The sequence below is a fragment of the Streptomyces sp. NPDC058619 genome, assembly GCF_042717785.1.
Classification (GTDB): Bacteria; Actinomycetota; Actinomycetes; order Streptomycetales; family Streptomycetaceae; genus Streptomyces.
The window spans coordinates 97,747-113,689 of sequence record NZ_JBHXQN010000002.1; the positions used below are offsets into that span (position 1 = coordinate 97,747).

General features: G+C 73.9%; 13 protein-coding genes. 6 read left to right on the top strand and 7 right to left on the bottom strand.

The window, feature by feature from the left end; genetic code table 11:
- Positions 1-192: 192 nt before the first annotated feature.
- Both ACFWTC_RS02480 and ACFWTC_RS02485 read right to left on the bottom strand, forming a co-directional pair.
- Complete coding sequence (locus tag ACFWTC_RS02480) at positions 193-981, bottom strand: hypothetical protein (protein ID WP_384025769.1); 789 nt, start codon at positions 979-981, stop codon at positions 193-195.
- Positions 982-986: 5 nt separating this feature from the next.
- On the bottom strand, positions 987-1,592 hold the full coding sequence (locus ACFWTC_RS02485; RefSeq protein ID WP_383915171.1) for a papain-like cysteine protease family protein: 606 nt from the start codon (positions 1,590-1,592) through the stop codon (positions 987-989).
- Positions 1,593-1,820: 228 nt separating this feature from the next.
- Between ACFWTC_RS02485 and ACFWTC_RS02490 the strand changes: the two genes are divergently transcribed.
- The gene (locus ACFWTC_RS02490) at positions 1,821-2,753 is read left to right on the top strand and encodes a hypothetical protein (protein ID WP_383915172.1); all 933 of its coding nucleotides are present in this window, start codon (positions 1,821-1,823) and stop codon (positions 2,751-2,753) included.
- A 672-nt stretch (positions 2,754-3,425) separates the two neighbouring features.
- Here ACFWTC_RS02490 and ACFWTC_RS02495 read toward each other — a convergent pair.
- Positions 3,426-3,857 (bottom strand): Rieske (2Fe-2S) protein, encoded by a 432-nt coding sequence (locus tag ACFWTC_RS02495; protein ID WP_383915174.1) that lies wholly within the window; start codon positions 3,855-3,857, stop codon positions 3,426-3,428.
- Between the two features lie 123 nt (positions 3,858-3,980).
- Here ACFWTC_RS02495 and ACFWTC_RS02500 point away from each other — a divergent pair, with 123 nt between their 5' ends.
- Entirely contained in the window at positions 3,981-4,901 is a 921-nt protein-coding gene (locus tag ACFWTC_RS02500) for a carbohydrate kinase (RefSeq protein WP_384025339.1), read from the top strand.
- A 4-nt stretch (positions 4,902-4,905) separates the two neighbouring features.
- Here the strand turns inward: ACFWTC_RS02500 and ACFWTC_RS02505 are convergent, their stop codons facing one another.
- Entirely contained in the window at positions 4,906-5,511 is a 606-nt protein-coding gene (locus tag ACFWTC_RS02505) for a TetR/AcrR family transcriptional regulator (RefSeq protein ID WP_383915176.1), read from the bottom strand.
- A gap of 67 nt (positions 5,512-5,578) precedes the next feature.
- Between ACFWTC_RS02505 and ACFWTC_RS02510 the strand changes: the two genes are divergently transcribed.
- Positions 5,579-6,229, top strand: coding sequence for an NAD(P)-dependent oxidoreductase (locus ACFWTC_RS02510; RefSeq protein WP_383915177.1), 651 nt, complete (start codon positions 5,579-5,581; stop codon positions 6,227-6,229).
- 385 nt (positions 6,230-6,614) lie between these two features.
- Here the strand turns inward: ACFWTC_RS02510 and uvrA are convergent, their stop codons facing one another.
- Entirely contained in the window at positions 6,615-9,617 is a 3,003-nt protein-coding gene (gene uvrA / locus ACFWTC_RS02515; protein ID WP_383915178.1) for an excinuclease ABC subunit UvrA, read from the bottom strand.
- 182 nt (positions 9,618-9,799) lie between these two features.
- Between uvrA and ACFWTC_RS02520 the strand changes: the two genes are divergently transcribed.
- From ACFWTC_RS02520 to ACFWTC_RS02530, 3 genes are all read left to right on the top strand, one after another.
- Entirely contained in the window at positions 9,800-10,489 is a 690-nt protein-coding gene (locus ACFWTC_RS02520) for a maleylpyruvate isomerase family mycothiol-dependent enzyme (protein ID WP_383915179.1), read from the top strand.
- Between the two features lie 10 nt (positions 10,490-10,499).
- Positions 10,500-11,156, top strand: coding sequence for an MBL fold metallo-hydrolase (locus tag ACFWTC_RS02525; RefSeq protein ID WP_383915180.1), 657 nt, complete (start codon positions 10,500-10,502; stop codon positions 11,154-11,156).
- Positions 11,157-11,382: 226 nt separating this feature from the next.
- Positions 11,383-12,675 carry an MFS transporter gene (locus tag ACFWTC_RS02530; protein ID WP_383915181.1) on the top strand — a complete coding sequence of 431 codons (1,293 nt, stop codon included), beginning with the start codon at positions 11,383-11,385 and terminating at the stop codon, positions 12,673-12,675.
- A gap of 39 nt (positions 12,676-12,714) precedes the next feature.
- On the opposite strand, the gene ACFWTC_RS02535 is transcribed toward ACFWTC_RS02530, so the two are convergent.
- Positions 12,715-13,704 carry a TerC family protein gene (locus ACFWTC_RS02535; protein WP_383915182.1) on the bottom strand — a complete coding sequence of 330 codons (990 nt, stop codon included), beginning with the start codon at positions 13,702-13,704 and terminating at the stop codon, positions 12,715-12,717.
- A gap of 264 nt (positions 13,705-13,968) precedes the next feature.
- Positions 13,969-15,939, bottom strand: coding sequence for a TerD family protein (locus ACFWTC_RS02540; RefSeq protein WP_383915183.1), 1,971 nt, complete (start codon positions 15,937-15,939; stop codon positions 13,969-13,971).
- Positions 15,940-15,943 lie beyond the last annotated feature (4 nt).

The following is a 15,943-nucleotide window of genomic DNA, read 5'->3' on the forward strand; positions in this document are numbered from 1 at the left end:
GGGGCGCGGTGTTCGGGGCGCGGTGTTCGGGGCGCGGGGTCCGGGGTCGGGGTCCGGGGTCGGGGTCCGGGGCGGAGCCCCGACGGCCCCGGTCAGGACCCGGCGGGGCCGTCGGCGGCCGGCGGGACGGTCGGGGCCGCGGGACACGGCGGGGTCCGGCCCCGGGGCGGGAGCCGGACCCCGCGCGCGGGGCTACGCCGAGGCGGCGGTGCGCCGCCGGGAGCGCGCCAGGGCCAGTGACCCCGCACCGCCCAGCGCGAGCGCCCCGGCTCCGGCGACGAGTTCCACCGGAACCCCTGCGGACCCGGCGGGCGACGGGGTCTCGTCGAAGCCCCCCGCCATGCCCCCCTCGGCATAGGCCGAGCCCGGCAGCTTGTTCCCGTACGCCTGCACGACCCGCGCCCGGTAGCCGCCGAGGCTGGTGCCCCCGGCGCCCACGGCCCGGACCGCGTCCTCGTCCAGCGGCAGCACCCTGTTGCCCCCGGCGACGTACCAGGCGTCGATCTGCGGCTCCCGGAACACGGTCCCGCCCGGGAGTTTCGCGGCGCCGAGGCGCGCGTAGCGGAACTCGTCGTCCCCGGTGGCGATGTTCACCACCTGCCAGCCGGCCTCCGTACGGGCGGTCCACAGGGCGGCCCGCTGCCCGTCGGCGGAGACGGCCTCGCTGGCGAGGAACTCCAGGCGGGCCACCGGCGCCCCCGCCTTCCCCGCGACGAACTCCGGGGAGAGGTGGCTGACCGGGATCGCCGCGCCCTCGACCCGGGGCCGTGCGGCGGCGGCCGCGATCCTGCCCTCCCGGGCGAAGAAGCGGGAGAGGGTGGCCAGGGTCTCGGGGGCCGTGGCCGCCCGGTCGGCGGCGGCCAGGACCTCGGCGGTGACCGCCCCGGGCTGCGGCACGGGAGCGGCGGCGGCCTGTCCGCCGAGGCCGAGGAGGGCGGTGGCCGCGAGGACCGCCGCGGCGGCTGTGGCGCGCGGGGTCATGGCGCTCACGCCCCGATCCGGTAGAGGGAGTGGGTCCAGGAGAAGGTGCTGTTGTTCACGTACCAGGCGTGGGAGGCCCAGTTGTAGCGGTCGCTGGAGGGCCACGGGTCGCCCCAGTAGACCCAGTTGCTCGCGGTGTCGTAGCCGTAGACGACGTGCATGTGGCCGCCGCCGTTGGACCACTGGATGCGGGTCTCGATCGGGCGGTTGGCGTTGATCTCCGTCTGGACGGTGGAGTACTGGAGCCAGCCGGTCACGTAGGAGCCGGGGTTGACGCCGGCCCAGCGCAGGCCGGTCTGGACGTTGCCGAGGGTCGCCTGGTTGTTGGGGCATTCGGAGCCCTGCTGGCGGTTGAAGGCGGCGTTGCAGAACTGGTTCTGGCTGTAGCTGCGGCCGAACCAGGTGGCGATGGTGTTGCCGCCGGCGGCCCAGCACCAGTTGGTCTTCGCTTGCGCCTGCATGGTGATGTTCAGGCGCTTGGTGGCGAGGGCCGCACTCGCGCTGTCCGTACCGGCGCCGACGGCGGTGGCGGTGCCGGTACTGAAGGACAGGGCGAGGAGCAGGGCGGTGAGGAGGGCGGCCGGGTACGGCCACCGCATTCTGTTGCGCATCGCGTTCCTCCCGAGGCGGGGATGTGGGGGTGGAGGAGCGCGTCCGGACGCTGTGGAGGAGCATCGGGGTGTTGTCGCGATCAGGTCAACACGCTTCAATACGCGGTGACATTGCAGTGTGAATGGTGGGACTGCGGTGTGAACGGTTGCCGTCGCTTCACCTGGTCCCCCGGAGCCACCGGCTCAGGCCCCGCTCCGACGCGTGTGAACGTTCACAGAGGAGTCGCCATGCGGCCGGCCGGGGACACGGCGGATATCGGACACCTGCTGCGCGCCGGACCGTTCCACCTCGCCCTGCGCGCCGCCCTCGCCGCGCGCGGCCTTCCGCTGCACCGCGTGCAGCACCGGCTCGCGGTGCGCGGCATCAAGGTCGGCGTCACCAGCCTCAGCTACTGGCAGCAGGGCGCCCGGCGGCCCCGCCACCCGGAGTCCCTGCGGGCCGTCACCGCCCTGGAGCAGATCCTGGAGCTCCCGGAGGGGGCCCTGTTGCGCCTGCTCGGCACGCCGGGGGCGGCCGCCGGGCCCGCCCGCCCGGCCTCCCGCTCGTACCGGGCCCTGGTCGGGGTGGGCGCGGCCGTGGAGCAGCTGCTGGAGGCGATGGAGCTGCCGGCCGACGGTGGACTGCACTCCGTCGGCCACCACGAGCGGGTGCGCATCGGCGCCGCCGGGGAACTGCGGTCCCGGGAGTCCCAGCAGATCGTCCGGGCCCACCGCGACGGGGTCGACCGCTACCTCGCCGTCCACCACGGCGATCCGGGCTGCGACGCCTCCCGGGTGGGCGTGACGGCGTACGAGAACTGCCGCACCGGCCGCGTGCGCTGCCACCCGGCGGCCGGGGTCGTGGTCGCCGAGCTGCTGTTCGACGCCCGGCTGCGGCGCGGGGACACGTACGTCTTCGGGTACGGCGTCGAGGACGGCACGGGCACGCGCAGCGGCGAGTACGTGCGTGGCTTCAGCTACGCGGGCGGGCAGTACATGCTCCAGGTCCGCTTCGACGAGGCGGCCCTGCCGGTGCGCTGCCGGCGCTTCGCCCGCAGCGGCCCGCAGGCACCGCGCACCGGGTTCGCGGACCTGACCCCGAGCGGCCGCCACCGGGCGGTGCACCTGCTGGAGCAGGGCGTGCGGCGGGGCATCCTCGGCATCGCGTGGGACTGGGACTAGGGCGTCTCCTGCGGCCCGGCCCGCTCCCGTCGCCTGCGGCCCGGCCCGCTCCCGTAGCCTCCGCGTCATGGTCTGGCGACCGGCCGACCGGCCGACCGACTGGGCCGGCGGCCCCCACGACGCGGCCTTCCTACCGCGGCTGACGATGGTCCTCCGGGCCCCGGCGGAGCCCGTCACCGAGCCGGTGTCGAAGCTCGGCGGACAGCCGGTGCGGCTCGACGAACCGTGTGGCCGACGCATCCGGTGTCCGGTGTCCGGGAACGGCTGGTGTTCGTCGGCCGGTTCCGCGTGCCGGGGGACGAGGTCCGCCTCGCGTACGCGTTCCTGGCCGAGGAGGGCTGGGACGCGCCCTGCGAGCCGGAGTTCGGGGACGCCGTCGTGCTCGTGCAGCCCGGCGGCCGGACCCCGGCCTTCGCCGCGCCGGGGCCCCGGAGGGCGGCCTCCCCCGGGATTTCCTCGGCGGGGCCGCCGCGTACGCCGCGCCCCGGCCCCGACGCCGGGGCGTCGACGCCCCCTGGCAGTTCCTGTGCCGCTTCGCGGACCGGGGCACGGGCCCGGACGACCCGTTCTCCCTGGACTTCGGCGACGGCAGCGGGTTCGTCTTCGTCAGCCCGGACGGCCTCGAAGGCCGGTTCGTGACCGACTGCGGCTGAGCCGGGCCGAGGGGCGCCGTCAGCCCGCGATCAGCGTGCCGTTCTCCGCCCGCACCGGCACGGCGGGCAGCGGCTCGGTGGCGGGGCCGCGCAGGACCGCGCCGGTCTCCACGTCGAACCGGCTGCCGTGGCAGGGGCAGTTGCCCTCGCCCCCGACGATCTTGTCCAGGACGCAGCCCGCGTGGGTGCACTGGGCGCTGAACGCCGTGTACCGGCCCTCCGCCGGGCAGCTCACGATCAGCTTCCGCTCCCGGTACAGCTTCGCGCCGCCCACCGGGACGTCGGCCGCGGCGCCCAGGTCCACCGGGGCCGTCGGGGTCGCGGGGGTGTTGCCGCCGCTGTTGGTCGCGGTCGAGCAGGCGGCGAGGGTCAGCCCGGCACCGGCTGCCCCGGCGAGCGCGGCGGCGCCCTTGAGGACGGTGCGGCGGGCGGCGGGCTGCGGCGCGGACATGCGGTTCTCCCTGGTGGTGCGGGGCCGGAGGGTTCGGGGGGCCGTGCGCGGTGCCGGCCGGGGACCCGGCCGGAGCGCCGGCCCGCCCGACGATACCGGCGGCGATGGGGTAGCTTCCCCCGCGTGATCGTCGTCGGCGGAGAAGCCCTCATCGACCTGGTCCCCGCGGCGCAGCCGCCGGGCGCGCTGCTGCCGAGGCCGGGCGGCGGCCCGTACAACACCGCGCTCGCGCTGGGGCGGCTCGGCGCCGCCACCGCCTTCTGTTCCCGGGTCTCGACCGACGGGTTCGGCGAGGGCCTGCTGTCCGGGCTGCGGGCGGCCGGGGTGGACCTCTCGCTGGTCCAGCGCGGGCCGGAGCCGACCACGCTCGCCGTGCCCTCGCTGGCCCCGGACGGCTCGGCCTCGTACGGCTTCTACGTCGAGGGCACCGCGGACCGGCTGTTCGCGCTGCCGCCCGCCCTCCCGGACGGCGTACGGGCCCTCGCGCTCGGGACCTGCTCCCTGGTCCTGGAGCCCGGGGCGAGCGCGTACGAGGCCCTGCTGGGCCGCGAGTCGCGGCGCGGGCTGCTGACCCTGCTGGACCCCAACATCAGGCCGGCGCTGATCGCGGACCCGGCGGGGTACCGCGCGCGGTTCCGGGAGCGGCTGCTGCCGTACACCTCGGTGCTCAAGCTGTCGGAGGAGGACGCGGCCTGGCTGGGCGGCGGCGTCGGCGACTGGCTGGCGGCGGGGCCGTCGGCGGTGGTGCTGACCAGAGGCGCGGCGGGCCTGAGCGTCTGGACGCGGGACGGCGCCGAGCACTCGGTCCCCGGGCGCCGGGTCGCCGTAGCGGACACCATCGGGGCGGGCGACACCGTCAGCGCGGCCCTGCTGCACCGCCTCGCGGGGGCGCCGGGCGCGGCCGCCTCCCTGACCTCACCGGACCGCCCGGGCGACCGGGGCGACCCGGTCGACTGGCCGGACGTCCTGGCGTACGCCGCGCACGCCGCCGCCCTGACCTGCACCCGGGCGGGAGCCGAGCCGCCGTACGCGGCCGAGCTCTGACGCCTCAGCGCAGCGCGGCCCAGACGGTCCGGGCCACGGCGGGGGCGAACTCCTCGACCGGAGCGACCACGTCCGCACCGGAGAAGTGCAGGAAGAAGGCGCGCTGGAAGCAGGCGCCGAGCAGCAGGGCGGCCGCGGCGTCCGGGTCGGCGTCGGGCCGCAGCCCGCCCGCGTCGCGCTCCCGCCGCAGTCGGCCCGCGAGTGCCTCCAGGACAATGTGGGGCCCGGCTCCGATCTGCCGCACCCCTTCGCGGTGGCGGGTGAGCAGGGCGGGCTCGGCGAAGAGCGCGGCGGCCATGGGCATGGCGTCGGCGTAGAAGAGCGAGGCGTGCCGGGCGATGTCCGCGAGCACCTCCTCGACCCCCCGCTCCCCGGATCCGGCGCGCAGGGCGGCCATCAGGGGGCCGGCGTTGGGTGTGCGCTCCATCAGCACCCGGACGAACAGCTCCTCCTTGTTCGCGAAGTGCTTGTACAGCGCCGCCTCCGAGCAGCCGGCCTCGCGGGCGATGGCCTTGGTGGTGGCGTTGGCGAGCCCGCTCGTGCGCATCAGCGTCTCGGCGGCGTCGAGCAGGCGCTCGGGGGTGGGGCGGCTTGACTTCGGGGTGAGCATTCGCTCACCCTAAGGGGAACGGGGGTGAGTAAACACTCACCCACCCCTAGTGGGGCGGGAGCCAGGCATGAGGATCACGGTGTTCGGAGCGACGGGCGGAGTCGGCCGGGAGGTGGTCGTCCAGGCCCTGGCCGCGGGCCACGAGGTGACGGCGGTCGTGCGCGACGCGGCCCGGCTGGGGGTGCAGGCGCACGAGCGGCTGGAAGTGGCCGTGGTGCCCGACCTGACGGACGAGGACGCGCTGGTACCGGTCCTGGCCGGCCGGGACGCGGTGGTGTCGGCCCTCGGCGCGGGGAGCAACAAGCAGGCCAAGGCGGCGCCGGTGACCGGGCCCGCCGTACGGGCCGTGCTCGCGGCGATGGACCGCGCGGGCGTGAGCCGCCTGTCGGTGGTCAGCGCGGCCCCGTTGGGCCCGGACGTGCCGGGCGAGGGCGTCTTCACCCGGGCGGTGCTCCTGCCGGTCCTGCGGCGGGCCATGCGGGACCTGTACGCGGACCTGGCGGTCATGGAGGCGGCGCTCGCGGCCAGCCCCACCGAGTGGACGGTGATCCGCCCGCCCCGGCTGCTGAACCGGCCGGGCACCGGCACGTACCGCCGCGTGATCGGCGGCAACGTCCCGGCCGGCCACGTCATCCCCCGCGCGGACGTGGCCCACGCGCTGCTGGCGACCCTGACGGACCCCGCGACGTTCCGCCGCCCGATGGGCATCGCCACCTAACCCCACCGCCCACGCCCGCGCCCGGACGGCACCCCCGAGCGTGCAGGGCCGGACGGCACCCGCCGGAAGGCATCCGCCCCAACCCCTGCCGGCGCGCGCGCCGGGGCCACCTGCCCCCTGCGTACACACGGCGGCTCCCCGCTCCACCCCCGGCCGCCGGACGGGACCTCGACGGGACCCCCCGGGCGGACGCCGAGGCCGGACGGCACCCTCCGGCAGGAACCCGCCGGGCAGGGCCGGGGCCAGGGCCCGCGCCCCACCCCCGGCGGCGACAGCGGAGGGGCCCGGCCACCGGGCCGGGCCCCTCCGTTCGAGCGCGAGCCCGCCCCGATACGCGCCGACCCCGAGACGCACCGGGCCGCTCAAGCCCGGCGCAGCGCCCCGGCTACGCCTTGCGCGCCCGCGTCGCCGTCTTCTTCGCCGGCACAGCCGCCTTCTTCGCAGCCGCCTTCTTGGCCGGCACCGCGGCCTTCTTGGCGGGAGCCTTCCCGGCCGGGGCCTTCTTCACCGCCGCCCTCGCCGGAGGCGTCGCGGCGTCGGAGACCCGGTCCGCGCCCAGGATGTCCCGCAGGAACTTGCCCGTGTGGCTCGCGCCCACCGAGGCGACCTGCTCCGGGGTGCCCTCGGCCACGACCACGCCGCCGCCGTAGCCGCCTTCCGGGCCCATGTCGATGACCCAGTCCGCGGTCTTGATGACGTCGAGGTTGTGCTCGATGACGATCACCGAGTTCCCCTTGTCCACCAGCCCCGACAGCACCTTGATCAGCTTCGAGATGTCCTCGAAGTGCAGGCCCGTCGTCGGCTCGTCGAGCACGTACACCGTCCGGCCCGTCGACCGCTTCTGCAGCTCCGAGGCCAGCTTGACGCGCTGGGCCTCGCCGCCCGACAGGGTCGGCGCGGACTGGCCGAGCCGGACGTACCCGAGCCCGACCTCGTTCAGCGTCTTCAGGTGGCGCGCGATCGTCGGCACCGCCTCGAAGAAGCCCAGCGCCTCCTCGATCGGCATGTTGAGGACTTCCGCGATGGACTTGCCCTTGTAGTGGACCTCCAGCGTCTCCCGGTTGTACCGGTCGCCGTGGCAGACCTCACAGGGGACGTAGACGTCCGGGAGGAAGTTCATCTCGATCTTGATCGTGCCGTCGCCGGAGCAGTTCTCGCACCGGCCGCCCTTGACGTTGAAGGAGAAGCGGCCCGGCAGGTAGCCGCGCACCTTCGCCTCCATCGTCTCCGCGAACAGCCTGCGCACGTGGTCGAAGACACCGGTGTACGTCGCCGGGTTCGACCGCGGGGTCCGGCCGATCGGCGACTGGTCGACGTGGACGACCTTGTCGACGAGGTCGTCGCCGTCGACCCGCGTGTGGCGTCCGGGCACCGAGCGGGCGCCGTTCAGCTCGCGGGCCAGGTGCGTGTACAGGATGTCGTTGACCAGCGTCGACTTGCCCGATCCGGAGACGCCGGTGACCGCGGTGAGCACGCCCAGCGGGAAGGACACGTCGATGTCCCGCAGGTTGTTCTCCTTGGCGCCGTGGACGGTCAGCCTGCGCTCCCCGTCCACGGGGCGCCGCACGTCCGGCAGCGGGATGGCCCGCTTGCCGGACAGGTACTGCCCGGTGATCGACTCGGGGTTCTTCAGCAGGTCCTTCAGCGAACCGCTGTGCACCACCTTGCCGCCGTGCTCGCCCGCGCCCGGGCCGATGTCGACGACCCAGTCGGCGACCTTGATGGTGTCCTCGTCGTGCTCGACGACGATGAGCGTGTTGCCCATGTCGCGCAGCCGCACCAGCGTCTCGATCAGCCGGTGGTTGTCCCGCTGGTGCAGGCCGATGGAGGGCTCGTCCAGTACGTACAGCACGCCGACCAGACCGGAGCCGATCTGCGTGGCGAGCCGGATGCGCTGGGCCTCGCCGCCCGAGAGGGTGCCCGCGGCGCGGTTGAGCGACAGGTAGTCCAGGCCGACGTCCACGAGGAAGCGGAGCCGCTCGTTGACCTCCTTCAGGACCCGCTCGGCGATCTTCTTGTCGCGGGCGTCGAGCTTCATCCGGCCGAGGAAGTCCGCGCACTCGCTGATCGACATGGCCGCGACCTCGGCGATGGACTTCTCCATGACCGTGACCGCCAGGACGATCGGCTTGAGGCGCGTGCCGTCACAGGTCGGGCAGGGCACCTCGCGCATGTAGCCCTCGAAGCGCTCGCGGCTCGCGTCGCTCTCCGACTCCGAGTGCCTCCGCTTGACGAACGGCACGGCGCCCTCGAAGGCCGTCGTGTACGCCCGCTCCCGGCCGTACCGGTTGCGGTAGCGGACCTCGATCTGCGTCTTGTGTCCGTACAGCAGGGCCTTCTTCGCGCGCAGCGGGAGTCCGGCCCACGCGATGTCCGTGCGGAAGCCCAGCTCCGTGGCGAGCGCGCCGACCAGCCGCTGGAAGTAGTCCTTGGTGTGGCCGAGCGACCACGGCGAGACCGCGCCCTCGTCGAGGGACTTGTCCTCGTCGGGGATGATCAGCTCCGGGTCCACCTCCATGCGCGTACCGATGCCGGTGCACTCGGGGCAGGCGCCGAAGGGCGAGTTGAAGGAGAAGGAGCGGGGCTCCAGCTCCTCGAAGGACAGGTCGTCGTACGGGCAGTAGAGGTGCTCGGAGTACATCCGCTCGCGCTCGGGGTCGTCCTCGGCGAGGTCGACGAAGTCCAGGATGACCATGCCGCCGGAGAGGCCGAGGGCGGTTTCCACCGAGTCGGTCAGCCGGCGCTTGGCGCTGTCCTTGACGGTGAGGCGGTCGATGACCACCTCGATGGTGTGCTTCTCCTGCTTCTTGAGCACGGGCGGCTCGGAGAGCTGGATGGTCTCCCCGTCCACCCGCGCCCGGCTGTAGCCCTTGGTCTGGAGGTCGGCGAAGAGGTCGACGAACTCGCCCTTGCGCTCGCGCACCAGGGGCGAGAGCACCTGGAAGCGGCTGCCCTCGGGAAGGGCGAGCACCTTGTCGACGATCGCCTGCGGCGACTGGCGCGAGATCGGCCGCCGGCACTCGGGACAGTGCGGCTTGCCGATGCGGGCGAAGAGGAGGCGGAGGTAGTCGTAGACCTCGGTGATGGTGCCCACGGTGGAGCGCGGGTTGCGCGAGGTCGACTTCTGGTCGATCGAGACGGCCGGGGAGAGGCCCTCGATGAAGTCGACGTCGGGCTTGTCCATCTGCCCGAGGAACTGGCGGGCGTACGACGAGAGCGACTCGACGTAGCGGCGCTGGCCCTCGGCGAAGATCGTGTCGAAGGCCAGGGAGGACTTGCCCGACCCGGAGAGTCCGGTGAAGACGATGAGCGAGTCGCGGGGCAGGTCGAGCGAGACGTTTTTGAGGTTGTGCTCGCGAGCGCCACGAACGATGAGACGGTCGGTCACGCCGGTCCGCACCTTTCTTGAGAGAGCGGGGACGGGCCCCCGTCCAGGGTATGGGGGGCGCCTCTGCGATGGAGTCGAGCTGGACTTCCGAGCGTATAGCACGCGCATTCGATTTACGGCACTCCGGAGACCGCTTCACCCGATCGTGCGGCCGCGGGTCGGCGGCCACTAGGCTCGCCGTCATGACTGATCATGTGCACGACCTGCGATCTGTGCGTGAGGCGACGGAACGGCTGCTGACCGCCGTCGCCAAGCTGGACAACGCCGCCCTGGCCGGGGAGTCACACCTCCCCGGCTGGACCCGCGGTCACGTCCTCGCCCATCTCGCGCGTAACGCCGACGCCCTCGTGAACGTCCTCGAGGGACGTCCGATGTACGAGAGCGCCACCGCGCGCGACGCGGACATCGAGCGGGATTCCGGCCGGCCCCTGGAAGAACACCTGGCGGACCTCCGTCATTCCGGGGCCGCCTTCCTGGCCACCACGGAGCCCGAGCAGGACTGGTCGCGCACGGTCGAACTGCGCAACGGCGTGACCGACCTCGCCGCCAACGTGCCCTTCCGCCGCCTCGTCGAGGTCGAGCTGCACCACGTCGACCTGGCCGTCGGCTACGAGCTCGCCGACCTCCCGGAGGAGTTCGCCGGCCGCGAGATCGCCTTCCTCGCCGACCGGTGGTCCGGCCGCTCCGAGGTGCCCCCCACGGCGCTGGCCGCGGCCGGCGGGCGCACCTGGCGCACCGGCTCCGCGGGCGATCCGGCGGTCACCGTGTCGGGCACCCCCGCCGCCCTCCTGGCCTGGCTGGCCGGCCGCGGGGACAAGGGCGCCTCCCTCACCACGGCGGGCGGGCCCCTCCCCGCGCTCCCCCCGCTCTAGGATTGCCGACATGACGTACAGCGGAGCGGTCAAGGTCGGCGGTCCGGCCGACGTGCACGAACTCGCGGACCTGATGATTTCCAAGGTTGCGGTGGGCGAGATGAACAACAACGCCTATCTGCTGCGCTGCCGGGCCACCGGCGAGCAGCTCCTGATCGACGCGGCCGCCGAGGCGGACACGCTGCTCAGCCTGATCGGCGACGACGGCATCGCGTCCGTCGTCACCACCCACCGCCACGGCGACCACTGGGGCGCGCTCCAGGCCGTGGTAGGGGCGACCGGTGCGCGGACGTACGCGGGCGAGGACGACGCCGAGGGCATCCCGGTGGCGACCGACGTGCGCGTCGCGGACGGCGACACCGTGCGCGTCGGCCGGGTCGGGCTCACGGCGCGCCACCTGGTCGGCCACACGCCCGGCTCGATCGCGCTGGTCTACGACGACCCGCACGGGCACCCCCACGTGTTCACCGGCGACTGCCTCTTCCCGGGCGGCGTCGGCAACACCGGGGGCGACGCGAAGGCCTTCGCGACCCTCATCGACGACGTGCAGCACAAGCTCTTCGAGCAGCTGCCCGACGAGGCGTGGGTCTACCCGGGGCACGGCAACGACACCACGATCGGCGCCGAGCGGCCGCACCTCGCCGAGTGGCGCGAGCGCGGCTGGTAGGCCGGAATCCGTCAACTTCGGTACGCGATCGACTCGTTCCGGTCGTGCCTGACCGAAAGCACTCCCTGAGGGACGGGGAGGCGGTATCTGCTGCACCATGCAACAGGACCCTTCCCCGCCCTCGCCCCCCTCCTCCACCGCGCGGCCCACCAAGGCCCCGCCCGCCCCCGGGGCCCCACCGCCCCCCGGCACCGGACGCTTCAGACGCGCCGGACGCCGGCCCGGCATGCTGCGGCTCGCCACGGCCTCGCTGGCCGGAACCGCCATCGAGTTCTACGACTTCTTCGTCTACGGGACGGCCGCCGCCCTAGTCCTGGGCCCGCTTTTCTTCCCGTCCTTCTCGCCCCTCGCCGGGACCCTCGCCGCCTTCGGCACCTTCGGCGTCGGCTTCCTCGCCCGCCCGCTGGGATCGGCGGTCTTCGGCCACATCGGCGACCGCTACGGCAGGCGCCCGGTCCTCCTCGGCTCCCTGCTGCTCACCGGCGTGGCCACGGTCGCCGTCGGCTGCGTACCGACGTACGACTCGATCGGCATCGCCGCGCCCCTCCTGCTGCTCGTGCTCCGCTTCCTCCAGGGCCTGGGGCTCGGCGGCGAGTGGGGCGGCGCGGTGCTGCTGACCGCCGAGCACGCCCCCGAGCGGCGGCGCGGCCTGTGGTCGAGCTTCCCCCAGATCGGGCCCTCGGTCGGCTTCCTGCTGGCCAACGGCATCATCCTGGCGCTGTCGGCCACGCTGACCGACGCCCAGTTCACGTCCTGGGGCTGGCGGGTTCCGTTCTGGGCCGCCGGAGTGCTGGCCCTGGCCGGGCTGTGGCTGCGCCGTGCGGTGGAGGAGTCGCCCGAGTTCCTCGCGCTGGCCGAGACCGGCCGCCGGGCGCAGGCCCCGCTCGCCGAGGTCGTGCGCGGACACTGGCGGCTGCTCCTGCTGACCGGCGGTGCGCTCGCCGCGGCGTACGCCGTCTTCTACGCGGTGACCACCTGGTCCCTCGCGTACGCGACCGAGCACCTGGACGTGGGCCGCACGGCGATGCTGGCCTGCATCATGGCCGCCGTGACCGTGAAGGGGCTGGCGACGCCGCTGCTGGGCATGCTGGGCGACCGCTACGGCCGCAGGCCGCTGTGCCTGATCGGCTGCACGGTCTGCGTGGTGTGGATGTTCCCGCTGGTGGCGCTGTTGCGCACGGCCGACCCGCTGCTGATGACCGCGGGCTTCGCCGTGGGCCTCCTGGGCATGGTCACGATGTTCTCGGTGGCGGGTGCGTACCTCCCGGAGCTGTACGCCCCGCGGATCCGCTGCACCGGTGCGGCCGTCGGCTACAACCTCGGCGGCGTGCTGGGCGGCGCCCTGACGCCGATCGTGGCGACGGCGCTCGCGGACGGCTCCGGACCGCCCTGGGCGGTCGCGGTCTACCTGACCGGGGTGGCCCTGGTCAGCCTGGTCTGCTTCGCGCTCCTGCCGGAGACGAACCCGGTGGTGCTGCGGACCCGGACGGGGACAGCCGAAGCGGCCGCCCCCGCATAGGCCTGCGGAAGGCGGCCGCCGAACTCGGTGCGCCCGCTGTTACGCGTCGACGCTCTTGTCCTCCTGGTGGGCGGCGGCCTCGGCCGCCGCCTGCTTCTTGGAGGCGATGAGACTGGTGATCGTGGTGATGACCAGGACACCGCAGATCACGCCGAGCGAGACCGGGATGGAGATCACCGGTACGTGCACCCCGGACTCGTGCAGGGCGTGCAGCACCAGCTTGACGCCGATGAACCCCAGGATGATCGACAGGCCGTAGCTGAGGTGGACCAGCTTCTTCAGCAGGCCGCCGATGAGGAAGTACAGCTGGCGCAGACCCATGAGGGCGAAGGCGTTGGCCGTGAAGACGATGTACGGGTCCTGGGTGAGGCCGAAGATCGCGGGGATCGAGTCCAGGGCGAACAGCACGTCGGTGGTGCCGATGGCGAGCATGACGACCATCAGCGGGGTCAGGATGCGCTTGCCGTTGCTCTGGATGAAGAGCTTGGTGCCGTGGTACCGGTCCGCGACGCCGAACTTCTTCTCGACGGACTTGAGGAGGCGGTTCTCCTCGAACTCCTCGTCGTCCTCGTCCTTGCGGGCCTCCTGGATCAGCTTCCAGGCGGTGTAGATGAGGAACGCGCCGAAGATGTAGAAGACCCACGAGAAGCTGGCGATGATCGCGGCGCCCGCTGCGATGAAGATCGCGCGCAGGACCAGGGCGATCAGCACGCCGATGAGCAGCACCCGCTGCTGGAGGTGGGAGGGGACCGCGAACTTCGCCATGATCAGGACGAAGACGAACAGGTTGTCGACGCTAAGGGACTTCTCGGTGATGAACCCCGCGAAGAACTCCTGGGACGCCTGTCCGTTGCCGAAGAACCACAGGCCGAGGCCGAAGATCACGGCGAGGACGACCCAGACGACCGTCCAGATGCCGGCTTCCTTGATGGACACGTCGTGCGGTTTGCGGCCGATGAAGAAATCGGCTCCGATGAGAACGGACAGACCGAGAATGGTCAGTGCCCACAGGGCCCAGGAAACTTCCATGGTGAACGCGCCTCCGGCGGATGGCTCAGGACTTCGTCAGCGTCATCGCTGCCGGAGGTCTCTTCCACCCGGGCGGCCTGGAGGCCGTGGGCCGACGCCCCGGGACCGATTGCAGTCCGTATTGACGGGCACGCCGTAGCAGGAAAGCAGGAATACTCCCCTCCGCGCTCACCAGGGTACCCGGCCGAGCCGGGAAAGGTAAAGGGACTACCAAGAACCGGTCATAGGACGGTCTAGGAGCCCGCCGCCGCGGGCCGTCCCCGCTCAGGGCCGGCTGGTCCGGCGGGCCTCCGCGATCAGCCTCAGTGCCTGGTCAAGGACCTGACTGCCTTGCGGGGGAAGGTCCGCCTCGAACGTCCAGGCGTGACGCACCCAGGGGTCGGCGAGGTGGTCGTCCGGCACCGGGGAGAGCCGCATCAGCGACCGCCACAGCGGGTCCAGCAGCGGCCCGTAGGCCGAGGCCTCGTCACGGTCCGCGACCATCAGCAGGTGTACGCCGACCGCCGCACCCTCGTCGGCGAGGTAGCGCAGACGGGTCACGGCCCGGTCGTCGAACCCGTGCGGGAAGTCGTGCACGATCAGCAGCTGATCGGCCGTGTCCACGTCCGGAGGCAGGTCCTCGGGGGCGCCGGCCCGCAGCGCCATCTGTACGAGGTCCACCCGGCGGGTCAGCTCGGCCAGGGTCTGCGTGACCCCGGCGGCCCCGGCCGCGGGCGGGCCGGCCAGCACCCCGGCCCGGACGAGGGGCGCCAGGGATGCGGCACCCGCCCCGGCGGCGTCGATGACGTGGACGGAGAACCGGTCGCCGGGGTGGACGGCGAGCAGCCGCGCCGCGAGGGCGACGGCCATGTCCATGGCGGCCCGGCGCAGCCGGTCGGTGTCCATGGCCATCGCGGCCTCGGAACCGGTGCGGCCGTTGTCGATCCAGAGCCCCCGCTCCAGCGGGACCCGGGCCAGCATGGGGATGCGCAGGTCGGGCCGCTCGGGGAGGTGCAGCTCGCCCAGGCGCAGGGCCAGCGGGTTCTCCTCGGGGATGCGGTGGCCGTGCCAGACCGGGTTGTCCCAGCGGGCGTACGCGGCGGGCAGCGCGGGCTCGACGACCTCGCACTCGGCGACCAGCTGGACGAGGTCCCGGTCGAGCACGGCCCGGGCCTGGGCGACGAGGTCGTCGCGGCGGGCCCGCGCGGTGTCGCGGGCGGCGTTGCCGGAGCCGCCGAGGCGGTGGCGCGGGTCGGACAGGGCGTCGTCGAGCTCGCGGTCCATCCGGGAGTCGGCGAATTCCACGGCGCTGCGGTAGGCGGCGACGGAGCGGGCCAGGTCCTCGAACATGCCCCAGACCTGGTTGTACAGCCGCTCCTCCATGGACCAGCCTCCGGCGTCCCCGGCCACGGGCCGCGGGGGCCGGCCGGGCTCGGCCGGCGCCGCGGCCCGGGGGGCCGGCTCGGGCGGCTCGGTGCTGCTCGGGCGGCGCCGCGGGTGCACGTAGCTGAGGGTGCCGGCGCCGATCGTCGGCGGTGAGGCGTCACCACCGGGCCCGGGGCCCGGCGTGCCGGCGTACGGGGTCGGGGAGACGGGGAGCGGGTCCGGCGGCTCGGGAGCGGCCGCGGGCGCCTCGTCGGGGGTCCGCGGGGCGCGCAGGTCGCCGACGAGGGTGGGCATGGTGGCGAGCGTGGCGTCGCTCCCGCCGCTCCGCGAGGCGGTCCGCAGCGCGGCGGCGGCCAGCTCGGCGGCCTCCTGCGCCGCGAGTCCGCCGTCGGCCAGCAGGGCGCGCAGGCCCTCGGCGTACCCCTGGCCGACCGCGCGGACCTTCCAGGCGCCCTGGCGCCGGTAGAGCTCCAGCGCCACCACGGCGCTCTCGCCGTCGAGCCCCGTCAGGGTGTACCCGACGAGCTCGGCGCCCTCCGGGTCGGCCACGGCCACGTACGAGGCCGGTACCGCGCCGAAGCGCGCCGGGCCGCCGGGCGGCAGCACCAGCACCACGCCGACCGTGTGGACGGCCGCGGGAACGGCGTCGAGGTCGACGGGGAAGGCGTGCCGCTCGGCGGACTCCTCCGGTGAGCGGACACCGGGGAGGGTCGGGGCGCCCGGGTGCGCCAGTGCCTCGGGGCCGGCGAGCCGGCCCCCTTCGTCGGCGAGCGAGGCCAGGGCGAGCACGGGTGTGCCCGCCGAGACCCTGATCTCCACCCGGCTGTGGGACACGGGGTGGTTCTGCCCCCGGACCAGTTCGGCCGTCATCGTG